The sequence below is a fragment of the Solwaraspora sp. WMMA2056 genome, from assembly GCF_030345095.1.
In the GTDB taxonomy this organism is placed as follows: Bacteria; Actinomycetota; Actinomycetes; order Mycobacteriales; family Micromonosporaceae; genus Micromonospora_E.
The window spans coordinates 2,987,709-3,000,821 of sequence record NZ_CP128360.1 but is presented as its reverse complement, the minus strand read 5'-3'; the positions used below and the strand labels follow the sequence as shown (position 1 = coordinate 3,000,821).

At 72.0% G+C, this 13,113-nt stretch carries 12 protein-coding genes; 5 read left to right on the top strand and 7 right to left on the bottom strand.

The genetic code is table 11. The annotated features are described in order from the left end of the window. Positions 1-9 precede the first annotated feature (9 nt). The 3 genes from O7608_RS13730 (at position 10) to O7608_RS13720 (ending at position 2,965) form a co-directional block, all read left to right on the top strand. A complete protein-coding gene (locus O7608_RS13730; RefSeq protein WP_289210336.1) occupies positions 10-819 on the top strand; it encodes an enoyl-CoA hydratase-related protein in 810 nt (269 codons plus the stop codon). A gap of 92 nt (positions 820-911) precedes the next feature. Then, complete coding sequence (locus O7608_RS13725) at positions 912-1,802, top strand: hypothetical protein (RefSeq protein ID WP_421361499.1); 891 nt, start codon at positions 912-914, stop codon at positions 1,800-1,802. Between the two features lie 260 nt (positions 1,803-2,062). Further along, entirely contained in the window at positions 2,063-2,965 is a 903-nt protein-coding gene (locus O7608_RS13720) for a phytanoyl-CoA dioxygenase family protein (RefSeq protein ID WP_289210335.1), read from the top strand. A 185-nt stretch (positions 2,966-3,150) separates the two neighbouring features. Here O7608_RS13720 and O7608_RS13715 read toward each other — a convergent pair whose 3' ends face one another. The 3 genes from O7608_RS13715 to lepA form a co-directional block, all read right to left on the bottom strand. After that, the gene (locus O7608_RS13715; protein WP_289210334.1) at positions 3,151-3,429 is read right to left on the bottom strand and encodes a GlsB/YeaQ/YmgE family stress response membrane protein; all 279 of its coding nucleotides are present in this window, start codon (positions 3,427-3,429) and stop codon (positions 3,151-3,153) included. 128 nt (positions 3,430-3,557) lie between these two features. Continuing rightward, positions 3,558-4,118 carry an NUDIX hydrolase gene (locus O7608_RS13710; RefSeq protein ID WP_289210333.1) on the bottom strand — a complete coding sequence of 187 codons (561 nt, stop codon included), beginning with the start codon at positions 4,116-4,118 and terminating at the stop codon, positions 3,558-3,560. Next, entirely contained in the window at positions 4,115-6,001 is a 1,887-nt protein-coding gene (gene lepA, locus O7608_RS13705; RefSeq protein ID WP_289210332.1) for a translation elongation factor 4, read from the bottom strand. The genes O7608_RS13710 and lepA overlap by 4 nt, the downstream gene beginning before the upstream one ends. A 163-nt stretch (positions 6,002-6,164) precedes the next feature. On the opposite strand from lepA, the gene O7608_RS13700 reads away from it, so the two are divergent. Both O7608_RS13700 and rpsT read left to right on the top strand, forming a co-directional pair. Next, the gene (locus O7608_RS13700) at positions 6,165-7,172 is read left to right on the top strand and encodes a phosphotransferase (RefSeq protein ID WP_289210331.1); all 1,008 of its coding nucleotides are present in this window, start codon (positions 6,165-6,167) and stop codon (positions 7,170-7,172) included. Between the two features lie 210 nt (positions 7,173-7,382). Then, positions 7,383-7,649 (top strand): 30S ribosomal protein S20, encoded by a 267-nt coding sequence (gene rpsT / locus O7608_RS13695; protein WP_289210330.1) that lies wholly within the window; start codon positions 7,383-7,385, stop codon positions 7,647-7,649. A gap of 163 nt (positions 7,650-7,812) precedes the next feature. Here the strand turns inward: rpsT and O7608_RS13690 are convergent, their stop codons facing one another. The 4 genes from O7608_RS13690 to O7608_RS13675 all read right to left on the bottom strand — a co-directional run bounded on the left by O7608_RS13690 (position 7,813) and on the right by O7608_RS13675 (position 13,105). Next, a complete protein-coding gene (locus tag O7608_RS13690; protein WP_289210329.1) occupies positions 7,813-8,547 on the bottom strand; it encodes a hypothetical protein in 735 nt (244 codons plus the stop codon). Beyond that, positions 8,544-9,527, bottom strand: coding sequence for a DNA polymerase III subunit delta (gene holA / locus O7608_RS13685; RefSeq protein ID WP_289210328.1), 984 nt, complete (start codon positions 9,525-9,527; stop codon positions 8,544-8,546). Before holA ends, O7608_RS13690 begins: the two co-directional genes overlap by 4 nt. Positions 9,528-9,683: 156 nt before the next feature. After that, positions 9,684-12,188 carry a ComEC/Rec2 family competence protein gene (locus O7608_RS13680; protein WP_289210327.1) on the bottom strand — a complete coding sequence of 835 codons (2,505 nt, stop codon included), beginning with the start codon at positions 12,186-12,188 and terminating at the stop codon, positions 9,684-9,686. Then, a complete protein-coding gene (locus tag O7608_RS13675; protein ID WP_289210326.1) occupies positions 12,185-13,105 on the bottom strand; it encodes a ComEA family DNA-binding protein in 921 nt (306 codons plus the stop codon). The genes O7608_RS13680 and O7608_RS13675 overlap by 4 nt, the downstream gene beginning before the upstream one ends. Positions 13,106-13,113: the final 8 nt, after the last annotated feature.

Here is a 13,113-nt window from a genome sequence, read left to right as displayed (position 1 = left end):
CTGCCCGGCATGGACGAGCCCCGACCCACCAGGTCCGCGCAGCCGATGATCCGGACGGCCACCGCCGCCGGGATCGCCACCATCACCCTGGACAGCCCGGCCAACCGCAACGCGTTGTCCACCCCGTTGATGACCCAGCTCCTCGCCGCGCTGGCGGCGGCCGTCGACGATCCACAGGTCCGGGTCGTGGTGCTCAGCCACGAGGGCCCGGTCTTCTGCTCCGGGGCCGACCTGGCCGAGACCCAACGGGCGTACGAGTCCCGCCAGGTCCCGGTGGCGATGCTCGGCGACGTGCTGGCCGCCGTCTGGGAGTGCCCGAAGCCGGTGGTCGCCCGGGTCGGCGGCCCGGCCCGGGCCGGTGGGCTGGGCCTGCTGGCCGCCGCCGACATCGCCGTCTGCGACGCCGCCGCGACCTTCGCATTCACCGAGGTACGCCTCGGGGTGGTGCCTGCGGTGATCTCCGCGAGCGTGCTGCGCAGGCTGGACCGCCGGGCGGCGGCGCAGCTGTACCTGACCGGGGAGGTCTTCGACGGGCGACGGGCGCAGCAGGTCGGCCTGGTCAGCGCAGCGGTCCCCGCCGAGGCGCTGGACGCCACGGTGGCCGCCGTCTGCGCCGACCTGGTGCGGGGCGCGCCGACGGCGCTCGCCGGAACCAAACAGCTGCTACGCCGTACGGCACCGGACGACTTCCGCGACGACGTGGCCGCGTTGCGGGAGATCTCCACCGACTACTTCCTGTCCGACGAGGGCCGCGAGGGCGTCCGGGCCTTCCGGGAAAAGCGTGCCCCGTGGTGGGTACCGGGCGGCGCGACGTGGTAACCGCGTAGTGCCGCCGCCGGCACCGGCTCCGCCGTGGCTGGACGGCACATTGCTCACTGGTGTACCAAAGGTCCCAGCAGTTTCAACTGGGGGTGACGGTGCGGGCTCGGACGTTGCTGGTCGTGGTCGCGGTGCTGGCGGTGGTCGTTCTGCTCGGTGGCGTGGGTCTGGGCCGGTGGATCGGTGACCTGTCGCTTCCCGGGGCGGCGCGGGGTTGCGTCGTCGAACTGCCCGACTCCATGCCCGGGGCCGGCGCGGAGCAGTTGCGCCGGGTGACGCTGGACCCGGAGCAGATGGCGCACGCGGCGACGATCGCGGCGATCGGCGTACAGCGGGGGTTGCCGCCACGGGCGGTGGTCGTCGCACTGGCGACCGGGTTCCAGGAGTCGAAGCTGCGCAACCTGACCGGCGGCGACCGGGATTCGGTGGGGCTGTTCCAGCAGCGCCCCAGCCAGGGCTGGGGCACCGTGGAGCAGATCATGGACACCCGGTACGCCACGAACGCCTTCTACACGGGCCTGGAACGGGTCCGTGGCTGGCAGGACATGCGGGTGACCGATGCGGCGCAGGCGGTCCAGCGGTCGGCGTTTCCCGAGGCGTACGAGAAGTGGGCCGACGAGTCGCAGGTGCTGACCGCCGCGCTGCTGGGTGAGGCGACAGGGGCGGTGTCCTGCTCGGTCGACCGGGATCCGGTGTTGCGCGGCGTCGCGGCCACGGCGGCGCTCACCGACGGCCTGCGGCTGGACTGGGGTGATCTGGAGACCGTCCTGTCCGCGCTGGAGGCCCCCGGGCTGAGTGTCGCGGCGGACGACCAGCAGGCCGGTTGGCGGTACGCCCATTGGCTCGTTTCGCACGCCACAGATCACGGCGTCAAAAGGGTCACCTTCGCTGATCAGGAATGGACTGCCGAAGAGGGTGGTTGGTCGTCGATTTCCGACGGTGACGGGCAGACGGGACAGGTCGTAGCGGAGGTCTTCGCCTGACGGGCCGACCCCCGAACAGGTTGCATTCCTTAACAGACGGTTAGCGCAAAATCCGGCATAAAGCTTGTAAAGCAACAATCTTCAGCATCAAGATGGCGTTAAGTAATCGCCGAATCACAATTGGTGGATGTCCCGCCCGATGATGGGGCGCCTCGGAGATTTGCCAGCAAGCGACGCGCACAGCGCGGAGGTCTGCGGGCTACGATCACCGTTCGCCGGGCCCATTACGGGCTGAATCAACTCGACGGGACGGGACAGCTGTGTTCGATTACGGTGGGCGAACCGGTTACGAAGCAATCAGTGACATCGACCGGAAAGAATTCCGCGAGCAAGGTTTCCTGCTGCTGCGCAACGTGCTCACCGAGGACCACCGGGCGGCGCTCGAGGCGGCGGTGGACCGGGTGTACGCCGAGGAGAAGGCGGCCGGCAACACCACCGCCGACGGCACCCTGCACCTGCTCGGCTTCCTGGAGCGTGACGAGCTCTTCGGCGACCTGCTCACCCACCCGATCGCCTTCCCCTACATGTGGGGGCTGGCCGGCTGGAACATCTACACCCATCACAACCACCTGGACGTCACGCCGCCGGCGCTGGAGCCGGAGAAGCCCTACTGGGGGTGGCACCAGGACGGCTACCGGCAGAACTCGGACCCCGAGACGATGGACCCGAACCTGCCCCGGCCGATGTTCTCGCTGAAGGTGGCCTACGTCCTGTCCGACCTGTCGGAGAACGGCCGGGGCGCGACCAAGGTCATCCCCGGCAGCCACCTGTGGAACTCGCTGCCCCGGCCGGACGACCTGACGGTGCAGAACCCGGACCCGGAAGGGACCGTGGAGATCACCGCGAACCCGGGTGACGCGTTCATCTTCGACCGCCGCCAGTGGCACTCCCGGTCGACGAACCTGTCGACGGTCACCCGCAAGATGCTCTTTATCGGGTACACGTACCGCTGGATCCGGCCGCTGGACGACATGCCGCTGGACAAGGACGGACCCTGGTGGGCCAACCGCACCCCGGTGCAGCGCCAGCTGCTCGGCGAGGGCACGCACACCGCCAACTACTGGGGCATCAACTGGAACGGCTACATCGACGACGAGATCCCGCTGCGCAAGGAGCTCAAGGAGCGCGGCCTGCTCGACCGCAGCATCCCCTGGCTGCGCTGACCGGCACCGCTGACAGCTGACCGGCACCGCTGATCACACCGGACGACCCGGGGCGCTGGTCAGACCGAACGAAGCGGGCCTGTCGGCGGCGACCGTACCGGAAGATCCGGTTCGGGTGCCGCCGACAGGCCCGCTGCCTGTCCGTCGGACGGTTCGTCGGCACGTCTCGGCCGTTACCGCCCGGGTCAGTACCGGCTCACGCTGCGCCGGCCGCTGACGCCGACCACCAGCGCGACACCCACCGCGGCGAGCAGGACCTGGAGGAAGAACTCCCGCCAGTCGAACCCGGCGGTGGTGGCGAACCCGGCGGCCCGGGCGATCACGGTGCCCAGCAGCGCGGCGCCGACACCGATCAGCATGGTCAGCCAGATCGGAATGTTCTGCTTCCCGGGGACCACCAGGCGCCCGAGCGCGCCGATGATCAGGCCGATGATGAGCGCGGAGAGAATGCCGGCAACGGTCATTTTCCTGCCTCCTTGTCGGAGATGTCGTGTTGTCCTTGGTGACCGTCAAGTTCCCAGCCATCCCGACAACCAAACCGGTTCATCGTCCGCAGGTGTGCATCTTCGCGCCCATCCGTGCGCCACCGGCCTCATCGCCGCAGCGACGCCGCCACGTCCCGGACCGCCGCGTCCATGGTGGCGAAGGCCAACGGTGGCGGCGCGTCCAGCGGAAACCAGGCGGTGGCGCTCGCCTCGGCCGCGTCCGGCCGCAGCTGCCCGCCGACGAGCGTGGCGAGGTAGAAACACTCGAGTACGGTCAGCACCTCGTCCTGGAACTCGTACTCGCCGGGGTAGAGCCCGACCAGTTCGCCCAGCTCGACCTCGGCGCCGAGCTCCTCACGGCACTCCCGCACGGCCGCCGCCGCCGGATGCTCCGCGCCGTCGCAGAACCCGCCCGGGGTCTCCCACCAGCCCGCCCGTGGCGGCCGGGCCCGCCGGATGGCCAGGAACCGGGTGCCCGTCGCGTCCAGCACGATCACGTTGGTCGCCGGCCGCGCGTTGTGGAACAGCTGGTACGCGCAGCGCCCACAGCGTGTCGGCGGCGGGCCGGCCAGCCGGTTGCCGCACCGCGGGCAGTACGCGGCGGCCGGACCGTACCCCCGGGCCTCGCCGGAGCCGGTCACCGCCGGCGAGGGCCCCGTCCGGCTCACCGCTTACCGCCGGACTTCCCGTCCGAGGTCGGGCCGTCGGAGGTCGACAGCGCGGCGATGAAGGCCTCCTGCGGCACCTCCACCCGACCGACCATCTTCATCCGCTTCTTGCCTTCCTTCTGCTTCTCCAGCAGCTTGCGCTTGCGGCTGATGTCACCGCCGTAGCACTTGGCGAGCACGTCCTTGCGGATCGCCCGGATCGTCTCGCGGGCGATCACCCGGCTGCCGATCGCCGCCTGGATCGGCACCTCGAACTGCTGGCGCGGGATCAGGCTCCGCAACTTGGCCGCGATGGTCGTGCCGTACCCGTAGGCCTTGTCCTTGTGCACGATGGCGCTGAAGGCGTCCACCGGCTCGCCGTGCAGCAGGATGTCCACCTTGACCAGGTCCGCCGGCTGCTCCCCGGACGGCTCGTAGTCCAGCGAGGCGTAGCCCTTGGTCCGGCTCTTGAGCTGGTCGAAGAAGTCGAAGATGATCTCGGCGAGCGGCAGTGTGTAGCGCAGCTCCACCCGGTCGGCGGAGAGGTAGTCCATGCCCTGCAGCGAGCCACGTCGCCCCTGGCACAGCTCCATCACCGCGCCGACGAAGTCGTTCGGGGTGAGTACGGTGGCCCGGACCACCGGCTCGTGCACCTCGGCGATCTTGCCGACCGGGTACTCGCTGGGGTTGGTGACGGTGATCGTCTCCCCGTCCTCCAGCACCACCCGGTAGACCACGTTCGGTGCGGTGGAGATGAGGTCGAGGTTGAACTCGCGCTCCAGCCGCTCCCGGATGATCTCCAGGTGCAGCAGCCCGAGAAAGCCGCAGCGGAAACCGAAGCCGAGCGCACCGGAGGTCTCCGGCTCGTAGGCCAGTGCCGCGTCGTTGAGCTTGAGCTTGTCCAGCGCCTCCCGCAACGCCGGATAGTCCGACCCGTCGATCGGGTACAGGCCGGAGTAGACCATCGGCTTGGGGTCCTTGTAACCGCCGAGCGCCTCGCTGGCCGGCCGGCTGTTGATGGTGACCGTGTCGCCCACCCGGGACTGCCGGACGTCCTTGACGCCGGTGATGAGGTACCCCACCTCGCCGACGCCGAGGGCCTGCGCCTTGATCATCTCAGGCGAGATGACGCCGATCTCCAGCAGCTCGTGCACCGCTGCGGTGGACATCATCTTGATCCGGTCCCGAGCCTCGATCCGCCCGTCGATCACCCGGACGTAGGTGACCACGCCCCGGTAGACGTCGTACACCGAGTCGAAGATCATCGCGCGGGCCGGCGCGTCCGCGTCGCCGACCGGCGGGGTGAACTGGCGGACGATCTCGTCGAGCAGGTGCGCGACGCCCTCCCCGGTCTTGCCGGAGACCCGGATGCAGTCGGCCGGATCTCCGCCGATCAGGTGGGCCAGCTCCTCGGCGTACTTGTCCGGCTGCGCCGCCGGCAGGTCGATCTTGTTGAGTACCGGGATGACGTGCAGGTCGTTCTCGAGCGCGAGGTAGAGGTTGGCCAGCGTCTGCGCCTCGATGCCCTGCGCCGCGTCAACCAGCAGCACCGCGCCTTCGCAGGCGGCCAACGACCGGGACACCTCGTAGGTGAAGTCCACGTGCCCCGGGGTGTCGATCATGTTCAACACCGCCGACTCGCCCTGGCGCTCACCCTCGCGGATGGTCCAGGGCATCCGTACCGCCTGGCTCTTGATCGTGATGCCGCGTTCCCGCTCGATGTCCATCCGGTCCAGATACTGCGCGCGCATCTGCCGGGGATCGACGACCTCGGTGAGCTGCAACATCCGGTCGGCCAGGGTCGACTTACCGTGGTCGATGTGCGCGATGATGCAGAAGTTGCGGATACGGCCGGGATCGGTGGCGCCAGGGGCGTTCACGCCGGAGTCGGGCGTCGGTGGCACGGTGGTCCGTTCTGCTCGGCTGGAGAGTACGTCGTCTGCACCGACGTCACCGCCGGTCGACTCCTATGTTCCCACGCCCCGATCGACCCGGTGGCGGCCATGCCCACCAGTGGCCCGTGCGCCGCTGCCGGGCAGGCGCCGGGCGAGGAGGCAGGATTGAGGGGTGGCTACAGTGCGGTTGCCCGCGATCAACTACGACGCGACAGCGGTCCGACCCACCTGGGCGGACCTACCCGCCGACCTCCGGGCGGCGATCTCCGGCCGGCTCGGCAGCCCGGTGGCCTGGGCCACCAGCGCCGGCGGCGGATTCACCCGCGGCTTCGCTGCGGTCTGCACCACGGCGGCCGGCGAGCGCGTGTTCGTCAAGGCGGCGTCGCTGGTGCAGCAGCGCCATCTGAGCGACTGGTACGCCCGCGAGGCGGCGCTGACCGCCGAACTGCCGCCGGCCGTACCCGCCGCCCGGCCCCGGTGGACGTTGACCACCGCCGGCCACTTCGTGCTCTGCCTCGACGCGGTCGACGGGCGGATGCCCGCGCTGCCGTGGGTGCCGGAGGAGCTCAACGCCGCGCTGAGCGCCTGGGCGGGTGCCGCTGCGGCGCTGCGGCGCCCGCCGGAGGGACTCGTCCGGGTCGGCCTGCCCCGGCTGGCCGATCTTGCCCGCGCCGACCTGGCCTGGTGGCAGGAGATCGCGGCGGGCCGGGAGGTGGTCCCGTTGCCGGCCGACGGCGGCGACACCCACCGACTGGTCCGGCGGTACCTGGCGGAGCTGGCCGCGATCGAGGCTCGCCTGCCCGATCTGGTCGTCGACGACGCAGTGATCCACGGCGACCTGCGGCTGGACAACATTCTCATCGACCGGGCCGGGACGGCCTGGATCTGTGACTGGACGTGGCTGTGTCACGGCCCGGCCTGGTTCGACACGGCGAGCCTGCTGGTCACCGCGTACGCCAGCGGCCTGGACGCGGACGCGGTCTTCGCCGCGCATCCCACCTCGGCCGACGCGCCACCGGGCGGCCTGGACGCCGCACTGGCCGCGTTGGCCGGCTACTGGCTGACCCGCTCCGCCGCCGGGCCGACCGGTGCGTCGCCGCACGCGCGCACCCATCAACGGTTCAGCGGCGAGACCGCGCTCAGCTGGTTGGCGCACCGGCAGGGCTGGTCGGCACCCTGACCCGTGGGCCGTTTTGGCCGCCGGCCAGGTCAACTGGTAGCCTGGCTTTTCGCGCGTGGCGACACGCGCCGCCAGTATGCATCGCCGTCGTCTGCGGCAGGGCCCAGTCGCCCTCCCCCACGCCAGCGGGTGCGTCGGCGGCGACGTACGCCACAGGCGGATTGTCATTTGGTCGTTTTCGATTTCGGATGAGCAGGGCGAGGCTGTCGCGTGGCGAACATCAAGTCCCAGATCAAGCGCAACCGGCAGAACGAGAAGCGTCGGCTGCGCAACAAGTCGGTCAAGTCGGCGCTGAAGACCGCCGTCCGCAAGTTCAACGAGGCCAGCACGAGCGGTGACTCCGAGCAGGCCGCAGCGCTGATGCGGGAAGCGAGCCGCAAGCTCGACAAGGCGGTCAGCAAGGGCGTGATCCACAAGAACCAGGCGGCGAACCGCAAGTCGGCGATCGCCAAGCGTCTGCAGTCGCTCGCCTCCTGACAGGCGCGGACGCTCCGACGTTTCCGCAGCGCGCGGTGCCGGTCAGCTGACCGGCACCGCGCGCTGTCGTCATGGACGGGCGTGCCGGTCGCCGCCGCCCACGTCGATCCCGGAGCGGCTGTCACGCCACGCGGCTGTGGTCGTGGCCTGACACCACTCGCGGTCAGTCGCCGCCCTGGGTGCCGGACCGTGGCGCACCTGCGGCGCCCGGCACCACGTCGAGCAGGACCGTCGGCCCAGCCAGCGCGGCGCACCCCGCCGGGTCGGTCGTCGGCACCGTCTCCAGGTAGGTCGGCACCGTCTCCAGGTAGACGGTGGGTGCCGCCAACGCGGCGCGGGTCGACGCCGACGTCGCCCCGGTGTGGGCTCCGGCGAGCCGGCGGATCCGGATACCCGGTCCGACGACCGGCCGCACTCCGTCGTCGTGGCCCGGCAGGACAGGCCGGTCGCCGATCACCGGTCGGGGCGTACGGCCGACCGCCGGTGTCATGTCCCAGCGGAACCGTTCCTGCTCCCGCTCGGGGACCAGTTCGGCACTGCGGTGAACGGCGGCGGCGACCACGTCGTTGACCTTGACCATGGCAGCCACCGCCACCGCCAGCACGAACATGCCCCACCACGGGATCAGTTCAGCCAGGGCCAGCAGGCCACCGACGACCAGACTGCCCTCGAAGAACAGCAGGCAGGTCAGGCCGTTGGGGCGAAGGTGGCGCAGCCGCAGCACCCGGGCGTAGAGCGGCGGGAAGTCGTCGACGTCGTCCAGGTCCGCATCGATCCCGGTGAGGTCCGCGTCGACGCCGACGAGATCCGCTTCCACGTCGACGTTGTTGGCCGGCGTCGGGGCGAACGCCGCCGGTCCGGGATGCGCCGACCGCTGCTGGATCCGGGCCGACCTCATCGGCGGTCACCGCCGCGCCGCGCCTGTGCGACCGCGACCACGGCCCGTTCCAGGGCGTACCCGCGGTCGTCGGAGCCGCCCTTGACGTCGGCGTTGCACCGGGCGGCCGCGTGCATCGCGTCGACCAACGCCTCCGGGCTCCACCCTCGACTCTGTCGCTGTGCCCGCTCGATCTTCCAGGCGGGCATGCCGAGGCTGCTCGCCAGTTGGTACGGACTCCCCCGGCCGGCCGAGGCGACCCGGGCGACGGTACGGACACCGTCGGCCAGCGCGTCGGCGATCGGCACCGGATCCACTCCGACGTGCAGCGCCCACCGCAGGGCCTCCAACGCGCCGGGCACATCGCCGATGATCGCCGCGTCCGCGACGGTGAAGCCGCTGACCTCGGCACGCCCCCGGTAGTACCGCCCCACTGTCGACGCGTCGATCCGCCCGGTGGTGTCCGCCATCAGCTGGGCACACGCCGCCGACAGCTCACGCAGGTCGTTGCCGACGGCGGCGAGCAGCGCCTCGGCGGCGTCGTCGGTGCACCGGCCGCCGGCACGCCGGAACTCGTCACGGACGAAGGCGACCCGTTCGCGATGGCCCTTGAGTTTGGCCGCCGGCACCACGGTGGCTCCGGCGGCGCGCAGCCCGTCGGCGAACGCCTTTCCCTTGGCCCCGCCAGCGTGGGTGACCACCAGGGTCACCTCAGGGTCGGGCTGTTTCGCGTATGCCAGCAGGGCGGTGACGAGGTCCTTGCGGGCGTCCTGCCCGCTGCGCAGCACGAGCAGCCGGCGTCCGCCGAACAGCGACGGGCTGAGCATCTCGGCGACTTCGCCGGCGGCGACCGTACCGGCCTCGTACTCGCGCACGTCGGCGTCGGGGTCAGCGGCCCGGGCGACCTGGACGGCGTCGGACACCGCCCGGGTGGACAGCAGTTCCTCGTCGCCCAGCACGAGCAGGACGGCGGGCGGTGCGGCAAGATTCACGCCCGCCATGTTCGCACGGCCCGTAGCGGCCACAACAACCCCCACTTTGGCTCTGCGTAGCGGTTCGATCACTCTTCGATAATAGGGACATTTATTGTCGAGTTACGACCAACCGCCACGGACCGATCGGCGAGTCGGCCATGCTGCCGTCCACGGACGTCGCGGCTAGCGGCCCGGACCGCCGTCGGTGGCGTCCAGGGGGCGGGTCGACACCGCCAGCCGGCCGTCGCGGCGCACCACCGCAAGGTCGCCGTCCAGATCGGTCCGCAGCACCCGCGCGCCGCCGGCCACCAGCCGGGTGAGCACCCCCGGATCCGGATGGCCGTACCGGTTGCCCGCCCCGACCGGCACCACCGCGACGGCCGGATCGACGGCGTCCAGGAATGCCACCTCCTGCAGCGCCGACCCATGATGGGCCACCTTGAGTACGTCGGCCCGCAGCCCCGCCGGACCGAACCGCTCCAGCAACGCGCGCTGCGACTCGTGTTCGGCGTCCCCGGTGAGCAGGATCCGCACCCCACGAACCGTCGCGAGGAGCATCAACGAATTGTTGTTCGGATCGGACCGGGTTCCGACGAACGGCTCGACCGGCCCGAGGACCACCAGCTCGACCGGCCCGTACCGGTAGGTCCAGCCGGCCGGCACCGCACCGACCGCGACCCCGGCACGTGCCGCGGCCAGTCGCACGGCGTCCCGCCCGGCCGCCGGCTCCAACCAGCCGGTCGTGGCCACCGCACCCACCTGCCGGTGCCGCAGCACACCCGCGACGCCGGCCACATGGTCGGCGTGAAAGTGGCTGACGACCAGCAACGACACCGACCGGACACGCAGTCGGCGCAGGCACCGGTCGGCCGCCGCCGGGTTCGGACCGGCGTCGACCACGACGGCGGTACGCGGACCCGCCGGCAGCACCACGACATCGCCCTGACCGACCGCGCAGACCGCCACCACCCAGCCGGCCGGTGGCCAACCCGGCGCGACGAGCCGCACCGGCAGCGCCCCGATCACCGACCCGACGGCGACGACCGCCAGCAACCGACGGGTGAGCCCATGCCGCGCGAGCAGCAGTACGGCGACCGACAACGCCGCCAGTGACAAGGCTCCGGCCACCCCGTCGGGCCACGGCAGTGCGCCCGCTGGTGTCGCCGCGCCGTGCCGTGCGACCAGCACCAACCACCACGCCGGCCAGTGACCGACCCACGCCACGAACTCGGCTCCGGCCGGCCAGACGACGGAGGCGACGGCGGCGGCGACGCCACAGACCGTCGCCGGCGCGATCGCCGGCACCGCCAGCAGATTCGCCGGTACGGCGACGAGGCTCACCGTGCCGGAGAGTCCCGCCACCACCGGCGTGCAGGCGAACTGGGCGGCGGCCGGGATCACCAGGGCATCGGCCACTCCCTGCGGCATGCCACGCGCCACCAGCGCGTCCCGCCACCGGGGGGCGAGCAGCAACAACCCTCCCGTCGCCAGGACGGACAGGGCGAAGCCCGCGTCGACCGCCAACTGTGGATCGATCATGACCAGCACCGCCACGGTGGTCGCCAGCGCGGGCAGTGCCGCCCGTTGCCGACCGGTCGCCAACGCGAGCAACGCTATGGCACCCATCAGACCGGCGCGCACGACGCTCGGCGACGGACGGGCCAGGATCACGAAGCCGACCAGCGCGACGGCGCAGGCCGCAGCCGCCAGCCCGGGACCGGCCCGACACCATCTCACCAGCAGCAGCACGAACCCCACGATGATCGCGACGTTGGAACCGCTCACCGCTACCAGATGGGTCAGCCCGGTGGCCCGGAAATCCTCCTCGACGCCGGCGTCGAGTCGGCTGGTGTCGCCCACCACGAGGCCCGGCAACAGGCCACCCGGCTCATCGGCCAGCTCGGCGCAGGCGTCCTGCAGGCCGGCTCGAAGCGCTCCGGCGGCCCGCTGCGCCAGGCTCGGCCGGCCGTGTGGCACCGGCTCGGCATCGGTCGAGAGCACCGCCGCCGTGAGGTCGCCGCCTCGGGGTGGCATCAACCGGCCGTCGACCCGGATCTGCTGACCGGGCAGCAGGCCGGCCCAGCCTCCGCTGGTGCCCAGCACCAGCAGCCGGACCCCGATGGCGAACCGGCCGCTGACGACGGACCCCTGCGCCGCGTCGATTCCCTGGTCCGCAGCGGTGGCCGGCTGCCGCGACCCGACGTCGGCCGGTCGCACCACGACCAGCCGGGTCGTGACGAGCCAGAGCGCCGGGCCGGCGACCGCAGACCGGATCTGCCGTGGGTCGTCGCGGACGACCAGGTCGACGGTGACCGCCGCGTGCGCGTCGACCAGGTCGGCGAGCGCGCGAGCATCCCGGACCGCGACCTGGGCGGTCGCCGCCGCGCTCCCGCAGACGACGCCGATCGCCAGGGCCACCCCGATCCAGCCGAACCTACGGGACCGGTGCCACCACGCCCGACCCGACCAGCGGCCATCTTCCCGACCGGGTGGGCGGCACCGCGCCCGGCGGATGATCGACATCCCGGCGACCAGCCCGACCGCGACCACCAGGCCTCCGACGATCAGTGCCACACCACGGCTGACGGATCCGTACACGACCACGAGTGCGGCCAGCCAGCAGGCCGTCGCGAACCCGGCCAACCGCAGGTCGGGCAGATCGGTGGGGCCACCCCGGCCGCTGCTCACACGATCACCAGGTCACGCAACTGCTCGAACCGGGCATCGCCGATCCCACTGACCTCGCGCAGATCGGCGACCGTCCCGAACCCGCCGACCCGCTCGCGGTGGTCGATGATGCGCTGGGCGAGCACCGGCCCGACCCCGGGCAGGGTCTCCAGCTGCTGCAGGGTGGCGCTGTTCAGGTTGACCTTGCCCCCACCGACGGCACTGCCCGCGCCGCTGTGCCCGCCGCCACTGTGCCCGCCGGGGTCGAGCACCACACCGGGCGGCGGGGTGACGCCGACCGCGACCAGCTCACCGTCGGTGACCTGTCGGGCCAGGTTGAGCCAGGCGAGGTCGGTGCCGGGCAGCGCGCCGCCCGCCGCAGCCAGCGCGTCGGCGACCCGCGCCCCGGCGGGCAGGGTCACCAGGCCGGGCCGGTGGACCCGACCGGTCACGGCGACGACCACCTCGGCTGACGCGGTGCCTGCGGCGGGGTCGGCTGTCGCCGCTCCGGTCGGCGGACCGCCGCTGACCGGGGCGGCGCTGCCCGGGGCGGCGCTGCCCGGGGCGGCGCTGCCAGCCGTCGCCGCAGGCGGCGACACCGGGTCGACCGGTGGCCGGGACCGCCAGGCCAGGAACGCGGCGACGGCCACCACCACGACAGCGACGGCCGCGAGGGCCCTGACTCCCCGGTGACCGGGATCGAAGGCCGCCAGCCGACCCGGCCCGCCGGTCGCGCGCCCGTCGTCGAGAGGCTGCTCCCACTCGGCGGGATCGTCGTCGGACTCGCCGTCGACACCGTCGGTGGAGCCGAGGCGGTCCACCGGATCGGTCGGCCCGCCGGGGCCACCCAGGTCCACGAATGACGAGGGGGACGGCGAGCGGTCCACCGGCTGGCGGAGTCGGGCCAGCCGGCGCCGGACTGTGTCGTGGTCGGTCACGCCCCGAA